The organism is Streptomyces sp. NBC_00525 (genome assembly GCF_036346595.1).
Classification (GTDB): Bacteria; Actinomycetota; Actinomycetes; order Streptomycetales; family Streptomycetaceae; genus Streptomyces.
Map to the genome: position 1 here is coordinate 3916952 of NZ_CP107834.1, position 22415 is coordinate 3939366.

At 70.6% G+C, this 22415-nt stretch carries 20 protein-coding genes and 2 pseudogenes; 14 read left to right on the plus strand and 8 right to left on the minus strand.

The genetic code is table 11. The features are described 5' to 3' along the window. Nucleotides 1-16: 16 nt before the first annotated feature. From OG710_RS17490 to OG710_RS17505, 4 genes are all read left to right on the plus strand, one after another. Complete coding sequence (locus tag OG710_RS17490) at nt 17-895, plus strand: menaquinone biosynthetic enzyme MqnA/MqnD family protein (RefSeq protein WP_330240178.1); 879 nt, start codon at nt 17-19, stop codon at nt 893-895. A gap of 295 nt (nt 896-1190) precedes the next feature. Then, complete coding sequence (locus OG710_RS17495) at nt 1191-2987, plus strand: serine/threonine-protein kinase (RefSeq protein ID WP_330240179.1); 1797 nt, start codon at nt 1191-1193, stop codon at nt 2985-2987. 71 nt (nt 2988-3058) lie between these two features. Further along, entirely contained in the window at nt 3059-4258 is a 1200-nt protein-coding gene (mqnC, locus tag OG710_RS17500) for a cyclic dehypoxanthinyl futalosine synthase (RefSeq protein ID WP_111337153.1), read from the plus strand. A gap of 4 nt (nt 4259-4262) precedes the next feature. Further along, the gene (locus tag OG710_RS17505; RefSeq protein WP_330240180.1) at nt 4263-4910 is read left to right on the plus strand and encodes an imidazolonepropionase-like domain-containing protein; all 648 of its coding nucleotides are present in this window, start codon (nt 4263-4265) and stop codon (nt 4908-4910) included. A 30-nt stretch (nt 4911-4940) separates the two neighbouring features. On the opposite strand, the pseudogene OG710_RS31325 reads toward OG710_RS17505, so the two are convergent. The 4 genes and pseudogenes from OG710_RS31325 to OG710_RS17525 all read right to left on the minus strand — a co-directional run. Beyond that, nucleotides 4941-5498, minus strand: a pseudogene (locus tag OG710_RS31325) (DUF3152 domain-containing protein); the annotation flags it as partial. Between the two features lie 242 nt (nt 5499-5740). Then, on the minus strand, nt 5741-6523 hold the full coding sequence (locus OG710_RS17515) for a DUF3152 domain-containing protein (RefSeq protein WP_330242277.1): 783 nt from the start codon (nt 6521-6523) through the stop codon (nt 5741-5743). A gap of 73 nt (nt 6524-6596) precedes the next feature. Beyond that, nucleotides 6597-7475 carry a hypothetical protein gene (locus OG710_RS17520; protein WP_330240181.1) on the minus strand — a complete coding sequence of 293 codons (879 nt, stop codon included), beginning with the start codon at nt 7473-7475 and terminating at the stop codon, nt 6597-6599. Nucleotides 7476-7486: 11 nt separating this feature from the next. Continuing rightward, entirely contained in the window at nt 7487-7996 is a 510-nt protein-coding gene (locus tag OG710_RS17525; RefSeq protein WP_330240182.1) for a SigE family RNA polymerase sigma factor, read from the minus strand. 141 nt (nt 7997-8137) lie between these two features. On the opposite strand from OG710_RS17525, the gene OG710_RS17530 reads away from it, so the two are divergent. From OG710_RS17530 to OG710_RS17540, 4 genes and pseudogenes are all read left to right on the plus strand, one after another. Continuing rightward, nucleotides 8138-8830 carry a demethylmenaquinone methyltransferase gene (locus OG710_RS17530; RefSeq protein WP_330240183.1) on the plus strand — a complete coding sequence of 231 codons (693 nt, stop codon included), beginning with the start codon at nt 8138-8140 and terminating at the stop codon, nt 8828-8830. Nucleotides 8831-8978: 148 nt separating this feature from the next. Continuing rightward, nucleotides 8979-9047, plus strand: a pseudogene (locus OG710_RS31330) (zinc-ribbon domain-containing protein); the annotation flags it as partial. Between the two features lie 108 nt (nt 9048-9155). Beyond that, a complete protein-coding gene (locus OG710_RS17535) occupies nt 9156-10580 on the plus strand; it encodes a hypothetical protein (RefSeq protein WP_330240184.1) in 1425 nt (474 codons plus the stop codon). Further along, nucleotides 10577-11224: a hypothetical protein gene (locus OG710_RS17540; RefSeq protein ID WP_330240185.1), complete on the plus strand. Its 648-nt coding sequence runs from the start codon at nt 10577-10579 to the stop codon at nt 11222-11224. Before OG710_RS17535 ends, OG710_RS17540 begins: the two co-directional genes overlap by 4 nt. Before the next feature lie 18 nt (nt 11225-11242). Here OG710_RS17540 and OG710_RS17545 read toward each other — a convergent pair whose 3' ends face one another. After that, nucleotides 11243-11761, minus strand: coding sequence for a GNAT family N-acetyltransferase (locus OG710_RS17545; RefSeq protein ID WP_330240186.1), 519 nt, complete (start codon nt 11759-11761; stop codon nt 11243-11245). 97 nt (nt 11762-11858) lie between these two features. Between OG710_RS17545 and OG710_RS17550 the strand changes: the two genes are divergently transcribed. Then, nucleotides 11859-13142: a geranylgeranyl reductase family protein gene (locus OG710_RS17550; RefSeq protein ID WP_111337181.1), complete on the plus strand. Its 1284-nt coding sequence runs from the start codon at nt 11859-11861 to the stop codon at nt 13140-13142. A gap of 860 nt (nt 13143-14002) precedes the next feature. Here OG710_RS17550 and OG710_RS17560 read toward each other — a convergent pair. Both OG710_RS17560 and OG710_RS17565 read right to left on the minus strand, forming a co-directional pair. Beyond that, nucleotides 14003-14725 carry a very short patch repair endonuclease gene (locus OG710_RS17560; protein ID WP_330240187.1) on the minus strand — a complete coding sequence of 241 codons (723 nt, stop codon included), beginning with the start codon at nt 14723-14725 and terminating at the stop codon, nt 14003-14005. Between the two features lie 74 nt (nt 14726-14799). Further along, entirely contained in the window at nt 14800-16116 is a 1317-nt protein-coding gene (locus tag OG710_RS17565; protein ID WP_330240188.1) for a DNA cytosine methyltransferase, read from the minus strand. Between the two features lie 124 nt (nt 16117-16240). On the opposite strand from OG710_RS17565, the gene OG710_RS17570 reads away from it, so the two are divergent. Next, on the plus strand, nt 16241-17116 hold the full coding sequence (locus tag OG710_RS17570) for a GIY-YIG nuclease family protein (protein WP_330240189.1): 876 nt from the start codon (nt 16241-16243) through the stop codon (nt 17114-17116). Between the two features lie 685 nt (nt 17117-17801). On the opposite strand, the gene OG710_RS17575 is transcribed toward OG710_RS17570, so the two are convergent. Continuing rightward, complete coding sequence (locus tag OG710_RS17575; protein WP_330240190.1) at nt 17802-18650, minus strand: C40 family peptidase; 849 nt, start codon at nt 18648-18650, stop codon at nt 17802-17804. A 784-nt stretch (nt 18651-19434) separates the two neighbouring features. Between OG710_RS17575 and OG710_RS17580 the strand changes: the two genes are divergently transcribed. Genes OG710_RS17580 through OG710_RS17595 form a run of 4 tightly spaced genes read left to right on the plus strand, consistent with a single transcriptional unit; the run spans nt 19435 to nt 22396 of the window. After that, nucleotides 19435-19794 carry an NADH-quinone oxidoreductase subunit A gene (locus tag OG710_RS17580; protein ID WP_003967084.1) on the plus strand — a complete coding sequence of 120 codons (360 nt, stop codon included), beginning with the start codon at nt 19435-19437 and terminating at the stop codon, nt 19792-19794. Nucleotides 19795-19812: 18 nt separating this feature from the next. Continuing rightward, nucleotides 19813-20367, plus strand: coding sequence for a NuoB/complex I 20 kDa subunit family protein (locus OG710_RS17585; RefSeq protein ID WP_111337185.1), 555 nt, complete (start codon nt 19813-19815; stop codon nt 20365-20367). Next, nucleotides 20364-21074 (plus strand): NADH-quinone oxidoreductase subunit C, encoded by a 711-nt coding sequence (locus OG710_RS17590; RefSeq protein WP_111337187.1) that lies wholly within the window; start codon nt 20364-20366, stop codon nt 21072-21074. Before OG710_RS17585 ends, OG710_RS17590 begins: the two co-directional genes overlap by 4 nt. After that, a complete protein-coding gene (locus OG710_RS17595) occupies nt 21074-22396 on the plus strand; it encodes an NADH-quinone oxidoreductase subunit D (RefSeq protein WP_330240191.1) in 1323 nt (440 codons plus the stop codon). The genes OG710_RS17590 and OG710_RS17595 overlap by 1 nt, the downstream gene beginning before the upstream one ends. The last annotated feature ends 19 nt before the right edge of the window (nt 22397-22415 follow it).

Consider the following 22415-nt stretch of genomic DNA (forward strand, 5'->3'; position numbering starts at 1 on the left):
GGTCTAGCCTCGCGATGTGGACAATTCAACCGTTTCAAACGCCGCGGTCGACGACCGTCGCCCCCGCCCGCGCGTCGGCCACATCCAGTTCCTCAACTGCCTTCCCCTCTACTGGGGGCTGGCACGGACCGGAACCCTGCTCGACCTGGAGCTGTCGAAGGACACCCCCGAGAAGCTCAGCGAGCAACTGGTGAGGGGCGAGCTGGACATCGCCCCCGTCACGCTCGTCGAGTTCCTGCGCAACGCCGACGACCTGGTCGCCTTCCCCGACATCGCGGTCGGCTGCGACGGCCCCGTCATGTCCTGCGTGATCGTCTCGCAGCGGCCCCTGGAGGACCTGGACCGGGCACGGGTCGCCCTGGGCTCGACCTCCCGCACCTCCGTACGCCTCGCGCGCCTGCTGCTCGCCGAGCGGTACGGCGTGCGCCCCGACTACTACACCTGCCCGCCCGACCTGGGCGTGATGATGCAGGAGGCGGACGCGGCCGTCCTCATCGGCGACGCCGCGCTGCGCGCCAACCTGCACGACGCCCCCCGGCTCGGGCTCCAGGTCCACGACCTGGGCGCGATGTGGAAGGAGTGGACGGGCCTCCCGTTCGTCTTCGCCGTCTGGGCCGCGCGCAGGGACTACCTGGCGGCCGAGCCCACCGCGGTCCAGCAGGTCCACGAGGCGTTCCTCGCCTCCCGCGACCTGTCCCTGGAGGAGGTCACCAAGGTCGCCGAGCAGGCGGCGCGCTGGGAGGCCTTCGACGCGGAGGTCCTGGAGCGCTACTTCACGACCCTCGACTTCCGCTTCGGTCCGGACCAGCTCAAGGGCGTCGCCGAGTTCGCGCGCCGCACCGGCGAGGCGGGGGGCTACCCGGCGGACGTGAAGGTGCGGCTGCTCGGCGGATGAGAACATCCCGCCGCCGGGGAAAGCCATTTTCGATTCAACTGAACACGCGGTGAATGGCCGATTGCGGGAGCCATCGGGTGTGTACTCCCGATGGCTCCCGCAATCGGCTGCGGCGCCTCCCGCAATCCACCGGCGGACGACCGGCGCATTCACGCCTTTTATCGCGGTGAATGACGTCGTTCGTTCCCTTGGGGGCGAAATCGGCGGATGGTTTCTCCCGTGGCCGGACGAGACTTCCGGACACGAACTAGGCTTCGGTCGGAGGTCAGGCCGGTTCACAGGGGGAGTCCTTAATATGCAGCCGCTGGAAGCCGGGGAACCGCTGAGCATCGGCGCCTACCGGCTGCTCGGCAGACTCGGCGCCGGCGGCATGGGCCGTGTGTACCTCGGGCGCAGCGCCGGCGGGCGCACCGTCGCCGTCAAGGTCGTCCACCCCCACTTCGCGCTCGACGAGCAGTTCCGCGCCCGGTTCCGGCGCGAGGTGGAGGCCGCCCGGCGGATCGGCGCCCAGTGGACCGCGCCCGTACTGGACGCCGACCCGGACGCCCCCGTCCCCTGGGTCGCCACCGGCTACGTGGCCGGCCCGCCGCTCTCCGCGGCCGTCACCGAGCACGGCCCGCTGCCCGAACACGCGGTACGGGTGCTGGGCGCCGGACTCGGCGAGGCGCTGGCCGCCGTGCACGAGCGGGGCCTGATCCACCGGGACGTGAAGCCGTCCAACGTCCTGCTCGCCCTCGACGGCCCCCGCCTCATCGACTTCGGCATCGCGCGGGCCATCGACGCCACCGCCTCGCTCACCTCCACCGGGGTCTCCGTCGGCTCGCCCGGCTACATGGCGCCGGAGCAGATCCGGGGCACCGATCTCTCCGGCGCGGCGGACATCTTCTCGCTGGGCGCGGTCCTGGCGTACGCGGCGACCGGCTCCGCGCCCTTCCTCGGCGACTCGTCGGCCGTCCTCCTCTACAAGGTGGTGCACGAGGAACCGGAGCTGGGCGAGCTGGAGGGCCCGCTGCGCGAGACCATCGCCGCCTGCCTGGCCAAGGACCCGGCGCGGCGCCCCACCCCGGCCGAGCTGGCCCGCCGCCTGCTGCCGGGCGGCGCGGCGGCGGCGGTGGCCGCGGGCTGGCTGCCGGGCCCGCTGGTGCGCCAGGTCAGCCGCTCGGCGGTGGCCCTGCTGGACCTGGAACCGCAGGAGGCCCCGGACCGGTCGGGCCCGGTCCCGTTCAGCAACCCGTCCTTCGGCGCGTTCACCGGCGGTCCGGCGGTCCCGGACGCGGGCGACCCGCCGTCCGGAGCGGCCGGGGCGGCCGGCGGGTACGGCGGGCAGAGCGTGTACGGGCCGGGCGGCTCGGGGGCCGGCGGGCCCGCGGCCGGTGGGTACGGGGCCTTCGGCCCGCCGCATCCGCCGACCGCCGGGGCGGACGGGCTGCCGGGGCAGCGGACCGGCGGGCGCAGCCTGACCTTCGGCGCCACGGCGGGCGGGGACGGCGCGGGGCGGCGCCGGGTGAGCTGCACGCTGGCCCTGGCGGTGGCCGGGGCGCTGGCCGCGGTGACCGTGGGCAGCGCGTTCCTGCTGGACCTGGTGCCGGGCAGCGGCGGCGACACCACCAACGTCGGCCAGGGCGCGTCGCGGCCCACCCCGTCCGCCCCCTCGAAGCCCTCGGCGGCGGCCACCGGATCGGCCACCCAGCGCCCCACGGCGACCCCCGGCGAGGCCGCCGAACTACCCGAGGCGTTCGTCGGCACCTGGAAGGGACCGCTCACCGAGAAGACCACCGGCCAGCCGCACGGCACGCTCACCGCCGTGTTCGAGAAGGGCCGCACGGGCACGGACGTCCTTCACCTGACCACCAGCCTCTCCCTCGGCATCGAGGTCAACTGCTACAGCGTCGCCACCCTCACCTCCGTCACCGGCGACGAACTGGAGCTGCGCGAGCGCGCCGACCCCGACCGCCCGAGCACGGCCGGCCTCTGCACCGTCAACCCGGCCGATCTCCACTTCACCCGAGAGGATGACGGGACGCTCCGGTTCCGCTCGGACGAGAAGGCGGCCGGACTCCCGTACGGCACGCTGACCCGGTCCGGCGGCTGACCGCCGAGCCCGCTGGCGTACGCTGAACCGGTTCGTAGATCCGTTGGAAAACCGCCGAAAGGTGACAGCCGGTGACCGAGAAGGTTGACCTTCAGCCCATCCTCGACCGCGCCGCCGAAGGCGGCCGGATCACCCCGGAGGAGGCGCTCGACCTCTACCGGTCGGCGCCGCTGCACGCCCTGGGCGCCGCGGCCGACGCCGTACGCCGCCGCCGCTACGCCGGTACGGAGCACATCGCGACGTACATCATCGAGCGCAACATCAACTACACCAACGTGTGCGTCACGGCGTGCAAGTTCTGCGCGTTCTACGCCGCCCCGAAGGACACCGCCAAGGGCTGGTCCCGCGACCTGGACGACATCCTGCGCCGCTGCGCGGAGACGGTCGAACTGGGCGGCACGCAGATCATGTTCCAGGGCGGACACCACCCGGACTACGGCGTGGAGTACTACGAGGAGCACTTCTCGGCGATCAAGAAGGCGTTCCCGCAGCTGGTGATCCACTCGCTGGGCGCCTCCGAGATCGAGCACATGGCCCGTATCTCCAAGGTCTCCGCCGAGGAGGCGATCAGCCGCATCCACGCCGCCGGTCTCGACTCCTTCGCGGGCGCCGGCGCCGAGCTGCTGCCCGCCAGGCCGCGCACCGCCATCGCGCCGCTCAAGGAGTCCGGCGAGCGCTGGCTGGAGATCATGGAGATCGCGCACGGCCTCGGCGTGGAGTCCACGTCCACCATGCTGATGGGCACCGGCGAGACGAACGCCGAGCGCATCGAGCACCTGCGCATGATCCGGGACGTGCAGGACCGCACCGGCGGCTTCCGGGCGTTCATCCCGTACACGTACCAGCCGGAGAACAACAAGCTGAAGGGCCGCACGCAGGCCACGCTCTTCGAGTACCTGCGGATGATCGCCATCGCCCGGCTCTTCCTGGACAACGTCGCCCACATCCAGGGCTCCTGGCTCACCACCGGCAAGGAGGTCGGCCAGCTGTCGCTGCACTACGGCGCGGACGACCTGGGCTCGATCATGCTGGAGGAGAACGTCGTCTCCTCGGCCGGCGCCAAGCACCGCTCCAACCGGCTGGAGATCATCGACCTGATCCGCAAGGCGGACCGCGTCCCGGCCCAGCGCGCCACCACGTACGAGCACCTCGTCGTGCACGACGACCCGGCGAACGACCCGGTCGACGAGCGCGTCGTCTCGCACATCTCGTCCGTGGCGATCGAGGGCGGCACCGCCCACCCCGAGCTGAAGCTCCTCGGCGCGAAGTAGGACCGTGCTGACGATTCATGCCGCCGCCCTGCTGCTGCCGGGCGGCGGCCTCGCGCCCGTGGCCGGGGGCGCCGTCGCCGTACGGGACGGGGCGGTCGCCGCGTTCGGACCGTACGGGGAACTCGCCGCCGCCCACCCCGGCGCCCGCGTCCGGCGCTGGCCCGGCGTCCTGACCCCCGGCCTCCTCCAGCCGGACGCGGTCCGGCTGCTGGAGCGCTGGTACTTCCCGGACCCGCGCGAGGCGGACACCCTGGGCACCGAGCCCCTGACAGGCGCCGCGCTCGACGCGCTGGGCCCCGAGGACACCTGGCGGGCCGGCAGCGTGCGCCGCGGCCTGCACCGCATGCTCCGGCACGGCACGACCGCGCTCGCGGCCGCCCCCGACGCACCGCCCGCCCTGCTCACGGCCGCCCGCCGCTCGGGCTTCACGGTCGTCGGCGCGGTCCGTACGGGCTCCGGCCCGGACCCCCGGCTCGACCCGCTGGCCGGGGCGGGCACGGTCGCGGAGGCGACGGCCGCCCCGCTGGCGGTGGGCGCCCGCGCCGACCTCGCCGCCTTCGACGTGCCGGACGAGGCCGCGCTCCTGGCGGCCGGCGCGGCGAGCTGCGTGGCGACGATCGCGGCGGGCCGGCTGGTGTACCGGGGCCGGTAGACGGCCTTCCGGTACGGCCGGGCGGGGCTCCTACGGCACCGGCGGCCCGCCGAGGTAACGGCCCTGCGCGTCGTACGGCCAGGCGTTGGCGACGCAGCCCTTGAGGCCGTCGATCTGCTGCATCATCGCGGGCGCCGGGCGCCCCTTGCCGGGGCAGGTCTCGTGGCCGCGGCCGAGCCAGTGGCCGACCTCGTGGTTGATGATCAGCGCCCGGTACTCGCCGAGCGGCCCGTCGAACTCCGGCGAACCCGTCTGCCAGCGCTTGAGGTTGACCATCACATCGGTTCCGACCCGGCAGTTGACCTCGCCGTGCGTGTCGAGCCCGCTCTTGCCGCAGATCCGGTCCGTGGTCTCCGGGGTGGCGATCCGTATGACCAGCCCGGCCGGGCCGTCCGCGACCTGCCGGAAGGTCTGCTCGCCGCGATGCGCCCAGCCCCTCGGCGCGGCCAGGATGCGCGCGACGACGGAGGCCGCCTTGTCCGCGTCGACCCCGGAACCGTCCTCCACCTCCACCCGGTAGGCATGGCCCCGGCCGCCCCCGGTGGCGGCGGCCCGCGCCATGGTGAAGGTGGGCGTGGAGCCGGGCCCGTGCGTGCTGTTCCAGCGGAGACCGGCGACGACGGCGGCCACCAGGACGACCGGGACGACCGTCAGTGCCAGCAGCCGGCTCCGGCCGCCGACCCCCCGCTCGCCCCGGCGCCGTGTCCAATCGGGCATCGGTGCCCCTCCCCAGTGATCGGCGGTTCCGTCCCCCGCTGTAGGACCGGTGAGCGGAGCGATTGGTTCAGTCCACATCCATATGAGTGGGTTCGCCGACCACTGAAGAATCGTTACGGCACCGCTGGTCCGCCCAGATATGTACCGTTCTCGGCATACGGCCAGGCGTTGGCCACGCAGCCCTTGAGCCCGTAGATCTGCTGCATCATCGCGGGCGCCGGGCGCCCCTTGCCGGGGCAGGTCTCGTGGCCGCGGCCGAGCCAGTGGCCGACCTCGTGGTTGATGATCAGCGCCCGGTACTCGTCCAGCGGCCCGTCGAACTCCGGCGAACCCGTCTGCCAGCGCTTGAGGTTGACCATCACCTTCTCGTTGATCCGGCAGTTGACCTCGCCGCGCGTGTTCATCCCGCCCTCCCCGCAGATCCGGTCCGTGGTGGCCGGGGTCGCGATGCGCACGACGAGCCCGGCCGGCCCCGAGGACACCCGGCGGAACGAGCGCTCCCCGCCGTGCGCCCAGCCGCGCGGGGCGGCGAGGACGGCGGCGATCCGCGCGGCCGCCTCGTCCGGCTCGACCCCCGACCCGTCCTCCACCTCGACCCGGTAGGCGTACTTCCCGCCCGGCGCCCCGGCCCGCGCGACCGTGAAGGTGCCGGGCCCGGAGGCGGGCACGTGGACGCGGGCCGGCGACGGGGACGGCTTCGGGCTCCGCGAGGGCCGGGGGCTCCGCGACGGCTTCGGATCGGGCGACGGCTTCGCGGCGGCCTTCGACGGGGTACGCGCGGACGGGGCCGGCCGGTCGGCTGCGGAGGCGGGGGCGCCGTCCCCGCCGGCCCAGTGGGGCGCGAGGAAGACGCCCGCCCCGACGAGGACCGCCGGCACGGCGACGGCGGCGAACAGCCGCGGCCCCCCGCGCCGCCGGGTCCGCCGCGCGCGCCGCCGCCCGCCCCGGCCGTGCTTCGCCCGCCTGCTCTCAGCCACCACGGACCACGTGCTCCTTCGGCTCCATCGGCTTGGCGTCCGCGTATGCGACGAGTTCCAGGAACCGCTTGTCTTGTACGACGGCCAGCAACCGCTCCGACGTGACCGGCGCCGACACCATGGCCTCGTCGTCGCCCTCGACCGACAGCGTGACGCGGCTGCGGCCCCGCTCGAAGGTGAGGACCGTGTCGGTGACGGTCCTCGCCTCCTTCCGCCCGTTCTCCGACACGGAGACGGACCGGACCGTGATGCCGTCCGGTGTCGTCACCTCCTTGCAGCGCAGATGCTTCTCCGGGACCGACCTGCAAGGAGGATCGTGGGCCTCTCCGGGCGCGGCCTTCGGCCGGACCGAGAAGGTGAGCGGGAAGACCGGGCCGTCCTTCCCGCCCTGGTACCGGTCGACGGCGAGGTCGACCGGCCGGACCGGCCCGAATGCCTGGGGCAGCAGTTCGTCGAGGAGCGCGGCCGCCTGCTGCTGGAACTGCTCCTGCCGGGCACGTTCGGCCGCCGGGAGGTCCGCCATGGACAGCTCGCCGGGGCTCGGCTCGATGTGCACCGGGGTGCGGAGGGGCGACGGGGCGCGGGAGACGGTCGACGAGGCGACCGACCCCTCGCGGACCGGCTCCCCGCCCCCGCCCCACATCGGCAGCGCGGCCCCGAGCGTCCCCAGGGCCACCACGGCGACCGCCCCCGCGCCGACCGCCGCCCGCGCCCTGGACCGGCGCCGCCGGCCCTGGACGACGGCGACCGGGACCAGGTCGGGCAGCGGCGGGGCGCCCTCGGTCACCCGCTCCATGGCGGCCCGGACGAGCAGCTCCCCGTCCTCCCGGCCGGGCTCGCCGCCCGGCGCGGTGTCCATGAACACGTGCATGACGTAACTCCTCAGCCTCGGGTGGTGTAGAGGTGCGCGTCGCCCAGGCGGGCGCGCAGGGTGACCATGGCGCGCGAGCACTGGCTCTTGACGGTGGACGGGCTGCACCGCAGCAGTTCGGCGACCGTCGCCACGCTCAGGTCCTCCCAGTACCGCAGGACGACCATCGCCCGTGCGCGGGGCGGCAGTTCGGCGAGGGCCGTCAGCAGCGTGACCGTCAGCTCCGGGCCGACCGCCGGGGCGGGCGCGGCGATCGGCGTGTGGGCGAGGAGGTCGCGCAGCCGTCTGCGGCGTTCGGCGATGTAGGTGCGGGTGAGCACGGTCCGGGCGTAGGCGTCCGGATGGTCGGCGGCACGCACCCGGTGCCAGTGCTGGAACAGCTTCGCCAGCGTCGTCTGGGTCAGATCGCGGGCCGCCTCGGCGTCCCCGCAGAGCAGGTACGCGGTGCGGTAGAGCCGGCGCTGACCGGCGCGGGCGAATTCCTCGAAGCCGTCGGTGTTCCGGCTGGCTCGCGTGAACATCTGCCCCCTTTCCTTTGCGTTCCGGTTCTCGCCGGTGATCTCTCACTGAGTACTGAGGGGCTTCGGACCGGAAAGGTTGAGGCCGGGTTTCACGGGGCGTCCGCCGCCGGGCGCCGGGGAGGGTGCTGCTTGAATGGGGGCGTGACCCGAGCATCCCTGGACAAGCAGCCGCACGAAGTCGCCTCGATGTTCGACGACGTGGCGGCGAACTACGACCTCACCAACGACGTGCTCTCGCTCGGCCAGGACCGGCTGTGGCGCAAGGAGGTCGCCAGGGCGGTGAACGCCCGGCCCGCCGAGAAGATCCTCGACCTGGCGGCCGGTACGGCGACATCCTCGCTGCCGTTCGCCGCGACCGGCGCGTACGTCGTGCCGTGCGACTTCTCCATCGGCATGCTCCGCGAGGGCAAGAAGCGCCACGCCTGGCTGCCCTTCACCGGCGGCGACGCCACGAAACTTCCCTTCCGCGACGAGGTCTTCGACGCGGTGACCATCTCCTTCGGCCTGCGCAACGTCCAGGACACGGACGCGGCCCTGCGCGAACTGCACCGGGTCACCAAGCCGGGCGGCCGGGTCGTCATCTGCGAGTTCTCCCAGCCCGTCTGGACCCCGTTCCGCACGGTGTACATCGAGTACCTGATGCGCGCGCTCCCCCCGGTGGCCCGCGCGGTCTCCTCCAACCCCGACGCCTACGTCTACCTCGCCGAGTCCATCCGCGCCTGGCCCGACCAGCCCGGCCTGGCGAAGAAGCTCCAGCGGGCGGGCTGGTCCGAGGTCGCCTGGCGCAACCTCACGGGCGGTGTGGTGGCCCTGCACCGGGGCGTGCGCGTCTGAGCCTCGTACGCCGGGTGAAAGCGGTTGCTCGGATTCCGAGTTGACGGGAACCGGTGGGCGGGGAAGATGTGTCGTTGATACCGCGCGCGTCATCCCCGTTTCGCCGTGTCAGCGTCCCCGCTCGTCCCCGTACCGCTGCGGAGCCCTCATGTCGTCGTACTGCCCCTTCTGTGGAACCCAGGCGCCGGACGAGGCGCGCTTCTGTATGAAGTGCGGGCGGGAGCGGCCCCCCGCACCCACCGCTCCTCCGCAACCGGCCGGGCCGCCGCCACCCGCCGGGGCGCCCTCCGCCGAGCCCCCGCAGCCACCGGCCATGCCGGCGTACATGACGCGGCCCTCCTCGCCGCCACCGCCCGGTTACGCGCCGGTGCCGGCCGGGCCCTCGCCGGCCGCGGTGTTCTTCGGGCGGGTCATGCGCGGCGACTGGGCGGGTTCGCTCAAGGCGGCCGCCTGGCCCACCGGACTGGTCGTGGCGCTCGCCGTGGCCCTCGCCATCCCCGACTACGGGCAGGACGACGAGGTCGTCGTCGGGTGGAGCGACCGGCTCCGGGTCGCGCTGGCGATGCTGCTCCAGGCGTTCGGCGGCGGCTTCGACATACGCGCCGCCTCGCCCGGCGGCATGAACGACGGCGGCTACCGCGGCGGCTCGCCCTACGAGAACGGTTACGGGGACTTCGATCCGGGCGGGCAGGGCCAGATGACGCTTTCGCTCGTCCCGCTCACCGTCACCGTGCTGTGGATCGGCGCGATGATCCTCGGCGCCCGTGGCCTGCGCCGGCAGGGCGCCGGGCTCGACGCGGGTGTCCGCGTCGGCGTCCTGTCCGCCGCGGCCGTCCTGGTCCTCGGGCTCTACGCGCAGCCCGAGATCGAGGACGTCTCGGTGCACTCCTCGCCGGTCCTCGCGGCCCTCGGCGCCCTCGCCATCGCGCTCGTCACCACCTGCGCCGTCCTGCAACGCGACGCCGCCGCGGCCTGGCTCGCCCAGCGGCCGGGCACGCTCGCCCTGGTCCGGGCCGCCGGAACGGCCGTGCGCGCGCTCGGATTCGTCCTGCTCCTGTGCGGCCTCATCGGCTATATCACCTACTGCGTCCAGGACGACGTCAACGGCACCGCCATGCTGGTCGCCCTGGCGGTGCTGCCCAACATCGCGCTGACCGTCCTGTCCGTCTGCTGGGGCGGCTCCGTGGAGTACGACCTGCGCGGGCAGACCAACTTCATCGGCGGCGGTTCGGAGCACGGCTCGTTCGGCCTCGGCGAACTGGGCGACGCGTACAACGACTGGGCCGTGGTCGGCGCGCTCGCCGCCGGCGTCGTCAGCGCCCTCATCGTGGGCTTCCTCGCCGGACGCCGCTCCGCCGACCGGCGCGAACAGGTCACCGCGGGCGGCCTCTTCCTCCTCGGGTACCTGGCGCTGACCGGCATCACCGGCCTGTCCGTGGAGTACACCGGCAGCGTGTCCGACCTCAACGGCCGGGGCATCGCGGAGATCGCGCCCAGCGTCGCCGACGCGCTGCTGTTCGGGCTGCTGTGGGTGGGCGGCGCGGTCCTCGTCGCCCCGTACCTGGCCCGGATGGGCGGCGGCCCCGGCGGCGGCGCCCCCGCCTACCCGGCGCCGCCGAGCCCGTACGGCCCCCAGGGCCCGTACCAGCCGGGCGGCCCGAACCCGTACGGCCCGAACCCCGGCCCGTACACGCCGCCGAGCCCGTACACCCCGCCCGCGCCGTACAACCCGGCGCCGGGGCAGCAGTGAGCGGGCCGGACACGGCGCGGGGCCCCCGGCGCCGGCGGCCCGCCCACGTCCGGGCGCTCACGCTGGTCGCCGCCCTGGTCCTCGCCGGCGGGGCCGCCGCAGGCGCCGTCGCGCTGACCGACCGGCAGGACGCCGCCCCGGCCGCCATGGAGACCGACACCGGCACCGGCGCCACCCCCTCCGCGCCCGTGGTCCCCGACGGCTACCGGCTCGTCTCGGACACCGCCGGCTTCGCCCTCGCCGTGCCCGAGAACTGGGAGCGGCTGGGCGAGGAGGACCACCAGGTCACCTACGCCAACGAGGCCGGCAACGGACTCCTGCTGAAGGTGCGGGTCGTCGCGGACGCCCCCTACACCTCGTACGAGAACTTCAAGGCGCTGGAGAGGGACGTCGACGCCGGCCGGCGGAACTACCGGCGGATCGAGCTGGCGGCCAACACCTTCCGGGGCCGGCCGGGCGCCCGGTGGGAGTACACCTACGAGAGCAAGGACGGTGTCACGATCCGGGCCGTCGACCAGAGCTACATCGCCGCGAACGGCACCGAGTACGCCGTCCACGTCACCCAGCGGGACATGGACTGGGCCGGTGCCCGCGAGATCTTCGACACCGCCCTGTCCACGTGGCTGCTCAACGACGTCGACTGAGACCGGTCGGTCCGAGCCTCACAGCTCCAGCCGGAAGCACCGCACCTCCTGGCCCGGCTGGGGCGTCGTGAACGTCTCGGCCGGTTCCATGCCCAGCCGGCGGCACACCGCGGCCGACCGGTCGTTGAGCACGTCCACCGCCGCCACCACCCGCTCCACCCCGGCCGCGCGCAGCCGCTCCAGGGTCAGGAGCGCGGCGGCGGTCGCGTAACCCCGGCCCCAGGCCGACCGGGCCAGCCGCCAGCCGATCTCGGTCTCGCCCACCGGGCCGTAGCCGGTCGGACCCCACGGCTGCGCCCCGGTGAAGCCGATGACCGTGCCGTCCCCGTCGAGCACGGTCCACAGGCAGTAGCCGAGTTCGGCGTCATGTCTGCGCTGACGGGCGGTCCACTCCTCGTACATCGACAGTTCGTCCGACCGGCCGCCGAAGAACCGCATGACCTCCGGGTCGTCGAACACGCGGTGCCAGGCCACCGCGTCCTCGTCGGTCGGGACACGCAGCTGTACGACGGGGGGTGCGGCAGGCGCGATTGACATGAGGCAGCCCTTCGGAGGGTTGATCAGCAGGCCCCCATAGACTGCCTTGGACCTGTGCCGCGCGGCACGCGAATTCGAGTCTTCGGGAGAACCGACCGTGACCGAACCCCTGTCCGAACACAGCGCGGACGTCATCGTCGTCGGGGCGGGCCCCGCCGGCTCCACGACCGCCTACTACCTGGCCAAGGCCGGTCTCGACGTCCTGCTCCTGGAGAAGACGGCGTTCCCGCGCGAGAAGGTCTGCGGCGACGGCCTCACGCCGCGCGCCACCAAGCAGCTCGTGGCCATGGGCATCGACATCTCCGAGGAGGCGGGCTGGCTGCGCAACAAGGGCCTGCGCATCATCGGCGGCGGCGTCCGGCTCCAGCTGGACTGGCCGGATCTCGCCTCCTACCCGGACTACGGCCTCGTCCGCAAGCGCGACGACTTCGACGAGCAGCTGGCCCGGCAGGCCCAGAAGGCGGGCGCCCGGCTGTACGAGCGGTGCAACGTCGGCGCCCCGATCACCGACGAGCGCACCGGCCGGATCACCGGGGTGCACGCGAAGCTCGGTGAGGAGAAGACCCCGGTCACCTTCCACGCCCCGCTCGTCGTCGCCGCCGACGGCAACTCCACCCGGCTCTCCCTCGCGATGGGCCTGCACCGCCGCGAGGACCGCCCGATGGGCGTGGCCGTGCGGACGTACTTCACCTCGCCCCGGCACGACGACGACTACCTGGAGTCCTGGCTGGAGCTGTGGGACCGGCGCGGGCCGCAGGAGAAGCTGCTGCCCGGCTACGGCTGGATCTTCGGCATGGGCGACGGCACCTCCAACGTCGGCCTCGGCATCCTGAACTCCTCCTCGGCGTTCAAGGAGCTGGACTGGCGCGAGGTCCTCAAGGCGTGGTGCGCCTCGATGCCGGAGGACTGGGGCTACACCCCGGAGAACATGACGATGCCGATCCGCGGCGCCGCCCTGCCGATGGCCTTCAACCGCCAGCCGCACTACACCAAGGGCCTGCTGCTGGTCGGTGACGCGGGCGGCATGGTCAACCCCTTCAACGGCGAGGGCATCGCGTACGCCATGGAGTCGGGCCAGATCGCGGCCGACGTCATCGTGCAGGCGCACGCGCGGGCGACCCCCGCCCAGCGGGAACTCGCGCTGAACAACTACCCGAGGGTGCTCAAGGAGACCTACGGCGGCTACTACACGATGGGCCGCGCCTTCGTGAAGCTGATCGGCAACCCGAAGGTCATGAAGGTCGCGACCCAGCGCGGGCTGACGCACCCGCTGCTGATGAAGTTCACGCTCAAGATGCTCGCCAACCTGACCGACCCGGCCGGCGGCGACGCGATGGACCGCATCATCAACGGCCTGGCGAAGGTCTCGCCGCGCTCGTAACGATTCAACCGGCATCGTCCGCGCCAGGTTGTGCGGGTGTGGCCCTCGGGCTTAACCCCTTCTCACCGTAGACATGGATCCACCCGCCGGGGGCTCAGGCCCCGGCGGGTGGATCCAGCGTTTCGCGGTCTGCTATCGCAGGGGTCATCCTCGCCGAGTACATGAACCAGCATGTCTATCCGCTGCTGCGCCACACTCACACCGAGGAAGTGCGGCGGGCACTGTGCGGATCAGGCGACGTTGCTCGCCACCCCGGCGGAAGGGTGCCGACTCACGCAGGCTGGTCGCGCCGGTCTCGGAAACGGGACTCTCCGGATTGCCTGGCCAGCTTGTGGGCACTGGAAGCGCGGGCACTCACCAATCTCGGCGACAAGACCGCAGCAGCTCATGCCGTGACCCAATCCGAGACGGCGCTCAGTTGAGTACGCCTGGAGAAGGAACCGGAGTGGGCGACGTTCATCGACCCGGCGTACCTGCACGGCGAACGAGCGAATACATTCCGGGACATCGACGGTCCGGCGAACGTCGCGGAACACGCGCCAGACCATCCACCATGCGCGCAGGCAGCGGCGCGCGGCGGGGGGGGCGATGTCGCAGGCCGCGCGCGGTCTCCCACTTGCAGCGCCGGGACTTGGAGGTCGCGCACTCCGACGGCCTGCGGATGTTATCCCTGTCCCGTCAGGTGAAGAGCTCGCGCTGCGTCGAGCCGGTGCAGGACTTGCAGCGGCGGATGCAGCCGTACGGCACGCATCGACGCGTCGCGGACTTCAACGAGCGCGCTCGCGAACTCGTCGCCGCAGCGTAATGACAAGGGCGCCCCGCTGCCTGGCATGAGGCCGGGGAGCGGGGCGGGACGGCGGTCAGAGGGAACTCTGGTCTACGGGGCCCGTGGCCTGCCTCGACCTCACCGCCTTGGCCACTTCTGTCGCTGCTTGCTCTGGATCTTCGTGTTCCCAAACGCGGATCACGAGCCACCCCGCGCTGCTCAGCGCCACGTTGGTTTCGGCGTCGCGGGCCCGGTTTCCGGCGATCTTGTTTTGCCAGAACTCAGCACCCTTCTTCGCGGGGCGGTGGTGTTCGGGGCAGCCATGCCAGTAACAACCATCGACGAAGACGGCGACGCGGGCTTTGGTGAAGACCACGTCAGCGGTTCGGCGCAGGTCGGGTACGGGCCTCGCCCCCACGCGGTACCGCAGGCCGTGCCGGTGGAGGGCGGACCGCAGCAGCTTCTCGGGTTTGGTGTCCCGCCCCTTGTTGGCGGACATGACCGCTCGCGAGGCGGGCGACGATGCCCATGATCCGGCTGGCACCTGTTCGTCGGTGACGAACCCCTGCTCGCGGGCCGAGTTCCAGGCTTGCTCAAGGTTCGCCGCTCGCGTCGTGGCGTCCACTTCGCCGACGTACCGCTCGTGGGTGTCCCCCTGGTCGGACCATCGGAGGTAGGCGCGGATTCGACGGGTGCTGCGGTAGAGGCGGAGCGCGATGGACGCGCGCGCGTATCGGCCCTGGCCGAGCTCGACCGCGCGTCGATGAAGTCCACCAGCCGCGCGATCCTGCTCGGCCGAGCGCGCCGCCTTGGTCATGTCCGCTCTCGGTCTCCAGGCCCGATCAGGGGGGAGCCGATCGCTCCAACCCTTCTGACCGTTCGTAGAGTCGGTCACCTGCGCCCCTCGGCGTCGTCGAGGGCGGAGGCCACAGCTTTGGCGAAGACTTCGCCCAACTTGACGGGCACGGCGTTGCCCAGCTGCCGCATCTTCTCGCCGCGCGGACCGGCGAGGGCCCAGTCGTCGGGGAACGTCATCACACGGGCGGTTTCTCGCACGGTCATGTACCGGTACCCACTGCCGTCGAACGTGACGTCGTCCAGTTGCATGACGGACTCGCCGCCAGGGACACCGTGCACACCGGCCTTGACGGTCTTGGCCGGGCGATCCAACAAGTTCGGGGTGTGGCCCGGATAGGTCCGAGCGCCGGGCCAACCAACGTGATCGGCGACCCCGCCGACCTCTTCCTTGTTGATGACGTGGTCCAGGAGAACAGGAGGAAGTGGCTTGTCCTTGTTTTCGTGGATGCCGGCGATGGCGTCGCGGAGTGTGTGCCACGGCCGCAGGTTCAAGCCGTCATCCACGGGCAACGGCTGCTGCGGCAGGTGGGCCATGAAGCGATCTCGGATCTCGGGAGCCACATTATGTCGCTTCCAGTACGACCCATCGTGCATCGACTGAATCAGAGCGGCCTCTGAGTGCGTCGGTTTGGGCATGTGCCTTTCCCAGTCGACATTCAGGTCGGCTCGAAACGCTACGATGATCACGCGCTGTCGAATCTGGGGAACCCCGTAGTCAGCCGCATTGACAGGCATCGTGGTGACGATGTAGCGCTCAGTGGGGTCGGTCCTGTCGTCGGCCAGTGTCTTCTGTAGCTTCTCGTCGTGCTCTTCCCATGTTGCCCCCTTGCGTCGAACGAACGGCAATTGCATTTCGCGCAGGATGTAGTCAAAGTATGGTTTGAATGACGGGCGTAGCAATCCGCGCACGTTCTCGCAGATGACCGCCTTGGGGCGCATTTCTTGGATCGCTCGAAACATCTCCGGGAACATGTTCCGCTCGTCTTCTGTGCCCTTATGCGCACCGCCTAGGCTGAACGGCTGGCAGGGAGGACCACCGGCGAGGACGTCGACCTCCGCGTCCCTGAGGAACTCGAACGACTTGATGTCGCGCACGTCCCCCTCGACGAGGGGCCAGCCGTCGGCCCGCCGTCCGGGGCGCGATGTGCCCGGCTTGGGGATGGTCGTATCGTGCATGTCTCGGACCGCCGCGCCGTTGTCGCGAAGTGTCTCGCAGGCCCGCTTGGCGTACTCGTTCACGAGCAGGGGACGGAAGCCGGCGCGATGCACGGCCATCGCGAGCCCCCCACCGCCCGCGAACAGCTCCACGGACGTCCTGACCTTGTCGTGCGGTTTCCCCAGCTCAGACATGAGCAAAGCGTACCGCGGAGTTGATGATCATGGTGACGCGTTCGGTAGCTTGCCTCGCGAGTCGCCCAGTTTCACCGGATAAGGTGGCCGTGATCAGGAGTTTCGTAGGGGATGGGGTGCTCGCATGGTCGATGGGTACAGCGATCAGTTCCGGCTCAGCATTACCGAGGCGTTGAGCACGCAACTGTATGCCGCTCTGTCTCGCCTGGAGCCCGCGCCCCTCACGCTGGAGAACCTCGCCGCCCTCGCTCCCCAGGCTGAGAAGCTGGGCTTGCCAAGCATGTCTGGCGTGTACCAGCTCTTCCGCCAGGAGCCCGGCAAGGAGCGTCAGCTTACTTACGTCGGAAAGGCCGACGAGCCGCTTTCCGAGCGTCTCGGGAATCACCTCTATAAGCTGTCCGGGCGAGAAGGTATTTCCATTGATGAGATGTCGTTCAAGTGCCTCTTCGTGGAAGAGGACCTTTCCTCGGTCTCTCCGGAAAAGATGCTCATCAAGGAGCACCTCAAGACCGGAAAGATCGTCTGGAACAATCGTGGATTCGGTAACAACGACCCTGGGCGCAATCGCGACCGGACCGTGATCAAGAGAACTCATTTCGATCTTGAGTTTCCCGTTGATCTTTCCCGTACGGTGAAGGGACTCGCGCCCGGGGTTCATTCCCTCCACGACGTGCTGTGGCAGATCAAGCGTGGCATACCGTTCCTCTTCCGCTTCAAGCACTCGGCCTTCTTCAAGCAGCAGATGGTCACAGTTCCCGGAGGTGAGCTGACTGTGGACGAAGCGCTTCGCTTCGTCGCGCAGCACCTGACGGGAAAGTGGCAGATCTGTGCTCTGCTCGGCTGGGTGATCATGTACGACGACAGCCCCTCGACGTACCCCAGTGCCCGACGGTACTACCGGCTTGAGGGTGTAACTGATCAGATTCCGAAGAGTCGGACGCCCGGCAGGAACGACGCGGAAGACGACGCCGACGAGGCAGACGGCGGCTTCGACGAGTAGCGTCGTCGAACCAGCAACGCCGCCCCGCCACGGCGGCAAGCCGTGGCGGGGCGGCCTCTGCCTGATTTGGGCGAGCGCAGCGAGGGCGAGGCCAGCGACCGACCGGCGCAGAGCACGCCGTTCGCGGCGCAACAGCACGCAGCTGGGCGTATGCGGCGATGTCTCGTTGCGGCGTGGATGCCCACGCGTACACGATGTCGAGCCTGCCGCCTCGATTCACTCCGATCATGCGCTCGAAATCTCCTCGCTCTGTGGCGGTACGTCTAGGCACATCGGTCGTCGTCGATGAACTTCTCGATGATCCGGACACTGTCGCGGTCAGCGTCCGCGTGGCCGGCGTCGAGCTGCTCACGGACCGAACGGCCCTTGTGCGCGACCTTCCCTCGGTACGCGCTTGATGTCCGCCGCGCTGACCAACGAGCGTTCTGTGCCGCCCTGCTTGATCTGCGGTTTTCCTTACCGTCACCCGAAAAACCTCCTTGCCAACCTCGCTATGCCCGCAAACGCGGCATAGCGAAGGTCTCGCCGCGCTCGTAACGCCCGTTCACAAGCGGACGGCGTTCACAAACGAGAGGAGCCGTCACTCCCGAGCGGGGGAGTGACGGCTCCTTCGTGCGCCTGACGTGCGGAGCACGCTTGTGAATCCGTGAACGCGGGGGTGCCGCGTACGGGTCGGGGCCGGGTCCTACAGGACGCGGACCGCGCCGGTCGGCGGGTCGTACGACAGCGGGCGCTGCACCACACCGGTGGAGGAGTTCTGCGCGCCGACGAACTGGCCGCCGCCCACGTAGATCCCGACGTGGTACGCGCTGCCGGCGCTGCCCCAGTACAGGATGTCGCCGGGCTGGAGGTTGCCGAGGCCGACCTGGGTGCCGAAGGTCGACTGGGACTGCGAGATGCGCGGCAGGTCCACGCCCACCGTGCGGAACGCGGCCTGGACCAGGCCGGAGCAGTCCCAGGAATTGGGGCCGGTGCCGCCGGACACGTACGCGTCGCCGACCTGCGCCTGCGCGAACGCCACGACGGAGGCCGCGGAGCCGGTGGCGCGGGAGGACGTCGACGTGGTCGAGGTCGAGGTCGTCGTGGCGGCGGTGGAGCCGGAGGACGACGAGCCGCCGGCCGGCTGGAGGGTGGTGCGGGCCGCGGCGCGGGAGGCGCGCTCGGCGGCCTCCGCCTTGGCCTTGGCGGCCGCCTCGGCCTTCTTCTTGGCCTCGGCCTTGCGGACGGCCTCCGCCTTGGCCTTCTTGGCGTCCTTGGCGGCACTGGTGGCCGCGGCGTCCTCCTGGGCCTGCGTCGCCAGGTCCAGGGCCACCTGCTGCGTCGCCGCGGCGGAGGCGGCGGCCGTGGTGGAGAGTCCCGCCGTGATGGTGGGCATCTCGATCGTCTGGGTCACCGGTTCGGCCTGGGCCGGACCGGCGGCACCCGCGACCGCGATGGTGCTGAGGACGCCACCGGCAACTCCGGCACGCAGCGCCGTCGTCGAGGCGTTCCGGCGGGGCTTCCGGTGGCTGGGTATGAGAGCGGTGTGGGACATGGGTACTAGCGCTATCAGGGCGTGCGGGGTCCCTTCAAGAAACGTGTGTTGCGACACAGTTACGTCCGGAATCTGTGAATCCGCTTTCTGGCGGCCTTTATTGACGCCGTAACGGGCAAATCGGGCAGTGGTGATCACGCCTGTGATCACGGGTTTTCTGTAATACGCCCGAATTGCCCTGTGCTTACCACTCGTTCACACAGTTGGCCAAGCCCGCTTCTATAACGGTCCGTGAGGAGTGACGCAGGTCACAGAGTGATCTCGCCAAGTCGGGCACACGGGCGCGCGGCGCGGCCGGTCGCCGAACTCGCGGACACCGCCGGTCGGTTCGCCCCGATAAAGGGCTTATGTCGGTACGCGTCCACTTCGTTCCCCCAGAACCCCCGCGCGGGTGACCCCCGGTCCGCCCGGCCCCGCTCCGGAGGAGCGGCCGGACCCTTTATCACCCGGTCGCGTCCATCGCCAATTTTGCGCGTGACGCCCCGGCTTGATAGTGCGACACCCCTGTGACCAGCGACGACAGCAGGAGATGTCACCTCTCGTGATCACTCGGCCGCTTCGTGTACGAAGATCACCGCTCATCCGACTTCATGATCGTTCGTCAGGTGGTGGAGATCACAAAGACGTTGTCGTACCCCGTGTCGCAGATCACAGGACGGCGGGCATAGGATGCGGGGCAGTCGGGCTTGTGAACTGCCTCACATATGCACGATCTTGGTGAGGCGGGGACCCTGTTCGCCCGATGCGGTCCAACGGTCAAGGACGACTGGAAGGAGCGAGGAGCGTGAATGCCTACGCGCCCATCCTCGTGCTCGGCGCCCTCGGGGCAGGGTTTGCGATCTTCTCCGTGGTCATGGCCACGCTTATCGGCCCCAAGCGGTACAACCGGGCAAAGCTCGAAGCGTACGAGTGCGGTATCGAACCCACACCGACGCCGGCCGGAGGCGGCCGCTTTCCCATCAAGTACTACCTGACGGCGATGCTCTTCATCGTCTTCGACATCGAGATCGTCTTCCTCTATCCCTGGGCGGTCAGCTTCGACGCCCTGGGGATCTTCGGGCTCGTGGAGATGCTGCTCTTCGTGCTCACCGTCTTCGTCGCCTACGCGTATGTGTGGCGGCGCGGCGGCCTGGAATGGGACTGAGGGGCTGAGGGGCACACCATGGGACTCGAAGAGAAGCTGCCGAGCGGCTTCGTTCTGACCACCGTCGAGCAGGCGGCCGGCTGGGTGCGGAAGTCCTCCGTCTTCCCGGCGACATTCGGCCTCGCCTGTTGCGCCATCGAGATGATGACCACCGGGGCGGGCCGCTACGACCTGGCCCGCTTCGGCATGGAGGTCTTCCGCGGCTCGCCGCGGCAGGCGGACCTGATGATCGTGGCCGGGCGGGTGAGCCAGAAGATGGCGCCCGTCCTGCGGCAGGTCTACGACCAGATGCCGAACCCCAAGTGGGTCATCTCCATGGGCGTCTGCGCGTCATCGGGCGGAATGTTCAACAATTACGCGATTGTTCAGGGCGTTGATCACATCGTCCCGGTTGATATCTATTTGCCGGGCTGCCCACCGCGGCCCGAGATGCTGATGGACGCGATCCTCAAGCTGCACCAGAAGATCCAGGGCTCCAAGCTCGGGGTCAACGCCGAGGAAGCCGCCCGCGAGGCGGAGGAAGCGGCGCTCAAGGCCCTGCCCCTCATCGAGATGAAGGGGCTGCTGCGATGAGCGACGAGCACAACGGCTCCGCCGTCCCCGCCCCGCGCGACGTGCACGGCGAGGTCATCGGCGTACGCAAGGGCATGTTCGGCGCCAACAACGGCGGCGACACCTCCGGCTACGGCGGCCTCGTCCGCACCGTCGCCCTGCCCGGCGCCTCCTCCCGCCCCTACGGCGGCTGGTTCGACGAGGTGGCCGACGAGCTGGAGGGCGCCCTGGAGGAGCAGGACCTCCTTCCGGAGAACGCGATCGAGAAGACCGTGGTCGACCGGGGCGAGCTGACCTTCCACATCGCCCGCGAGCACCTGGTCACCGTCGCGAAGACCCTGCGCGACGACCCGGCCCTCCGCTTCGAACTGTGCACCGGCGTCAGCGGCGTGCACTTCCCCGGCGACAAGGGCCGCGAGCTGCACGCCGTCTACCACCTGCGCTCGATCACCCACGGCCGGCTCATCCGGCTGGAGGTCTCCACGCCGGACGACGACCGCCACCTGCCGTCCCTCGTCCCGGTCTACCCGACCAACGACTGGCACGAGCGCGAGGCGTACGACTTCTTCGGACTCGTCTTCGACGGGCACCCGGCCCTGACCCGGATCATGATGCCGGACGACTGGCAGGGCTTCCCGCAGCGCAAGGACTACCCGCTCGGCGGCATCCCCGTCGAGTACAAGGGCGCCCAGATCCCGGCTCCGGACCAGCGGAGGTCGTACTCCTGATGACCACTCCCCACGCGACACCCCGCGCCACCACCGAGGGCACCGTATATACGGTCACCGGAGGCGACTGGGACGAGGTCGTCGAGACCGCGGCCAAGTCCGACGACGAGCGCATCATCGTCAACATGGGCCCGCAGCACCCGTCCACGCACGGTGTGCTCCGGCTCATCCTGGAGATCGACGGCGAGACCGTCACCGAGGCCCGCTGCGGCATCGGCTACCTCCACACCGGCATCGAGAAGAACCTCGAATACCGCAGCTGGACGCAGGGCACCACCTTCGTCACGCGCATGGACTACCTGACGCCGTTCTTCAACGAGACGGCCTACTGCCTGGGCGTCGAGAAGCTCCTCGGTATCGAGGACCAGATCCCCGACCGGGCCAGCGTCCTGCGCGTGCTCCTGATGGAGCTCAACCGGATCTCCTCGCACCTGGTGTGCATCGCCACCGGCGGCATGGAGCTGGGCGCCACCACGATCATGATCTACGGCTTCCGCGACCGGGAGCTGGTGCTCGACCTCTTCGAGCTGATCACCGGGCTCCGCATGAACCACGCGTTCGTCCGCCCCGGCGGACTCGCCCAGGACCTGCCGCCCGGCGCGGTGGACCAGATCCGCGAGTTCGTGAAGACCATGAAGAAGAACCTGCCGGAGTACGACGCGCTCGCCACCGGCAACCCCATCTTCAAGGCCCGCCTCCAGGACGTCGGCTACCTCGACCTCACCGGCTGCATGGCCCTCGGCGCCACCGGACCCATCCTGCGCTCCGCCGGCCTCCCGCACGACCTGCGCAAGACCGACCCGTACTGCGGCTACGAGAACTACGAGTTCGACGTGCCCACCGCGGACACCTGCGACTCCTACGGACGCTTCCTCATCCGCCTGGAGGAGATGCGCCAGTCGCTGCGCATCATCGAGCAGTGCATCGACCGGCTCGAACCCGGACCGGTCATGGTCGCCGACAAGAAGATCGCCTGGCCCGCGCAGCTCGCGCTCGGCCCCGACGGCATCGGCAACTCGCTCGACCACATCAAGAAGATCATGGGCACCTCCATGGAGGCCCTGATCCACCACTTCAAGCTGGTGACCGAGGGCTTCCGGGTCCCCGCCGGACAGGCGTACACCGCCGTCGAGTCCCCCAAGGGCGAACTCGGCGTACACGTCGTCTCGGACGGCGGCACCCGCCCCTACCGGGTCCACTTCCGCGACCCGTCCTTCACCAACCTCCAGGCCATGGCGGCGATGTGCGAGGGCGGCCAGGTCGCCGACGTCATCGTCGCCGTCGCATCCATCGACCCCGTGATGGGAGGCGTCGACCGGTGACCGAAGCACGTCAGGAAGT

Excerpts from the sequence above, each read along its gene's own strand:
- OG710_RS17570 (WP_330240189.1), top strand. The coding sequence starts at position 16,241 with ATGGTCGATGGGTACAGCGATCAGTTCCGGCTCAGCATTACCGAGGCG.
- OG710_RS17495 (WP_330240179.1), top strand. The coding sequence starts at position 1,191 with ATGCAGCCGCTGGAAGCCGGGGAACCGCTGAGCATCGGCGCCTACCGG.
- OG710_RS17525 (WP_330240182.1), bottom strand. The coding sequence starts at position 7,996 with ATGTTCACGCGAGCCAGCCGGAACACCGACGGCTTCGAGGAATTCGCC.
- OG710_RS17590 (WP_111337187.1), top strand. The coding sequence starts at position 20,364 with ATGAGCGACGAGCACAACGGCTCCGCCGTCCCCGCCCCGCGCGACGTG.
- OG710_RS17535 (WP_330240184.1), top strand. The coding sequence starts at position 9,156 with ATGACGCGGCCCTCCTCGCCGCCACCGCCCGGTTACGCGCCGGTGCCG.
- OG710_RS17560 (WP_330240187.1), bottom strand. The coding sequence starts at position 14,725 with ATGACCAAGGCGGCGCGCTCGGCCGAGCAGGATCGCGCGGCTGGTGGA.
- OG710_RS17585 (WP_111337185.1), top strand. The coding sequence starts at position 19,813 with ATGGGACTCGAAGAGAAGCTGCCGAGCGGCTTCGTTCTGACCACCGTC.
- OG710_RS17565 (WP_330240188.1), bottom strand. The coding sequence starts at position 16,116 with ATGTCTGAGCTGGGGAAACCGCACGACAAGGTCAGGACGTCCGTGGAG.
- OG710_RS17545 (WP_330240186.1), bottom strand. The coding sequence starts at position 11,761 with ATGTCAATCGCGCCTGCCGCACCCCCCGTCGTACAGCTGCGTGTCCCG.
- OG710_RS17520 (WP_330240181.1), bottom strand. The coding sequence starts at position 7,475 with ATGCACGTGTTCATGGACACCGCGCCGGGCGGCGAGCCCGGCCGGGAG.
- OG710_RS17575 (WP_330240190.1), bottom strand. The coding sequence starts at position 18,650 with ATGTCCCACACCGCTCTCATACCCAGCCACCGGAAGCCCCGCCGGAAC.
- OG710_RS17595 (WP_330240191.1), top strand. The coding sequence starts at position 21,074 with ATGACCACTCCCCACGCGACACCCCGCGCCACCACCGAGGGCACCGTA.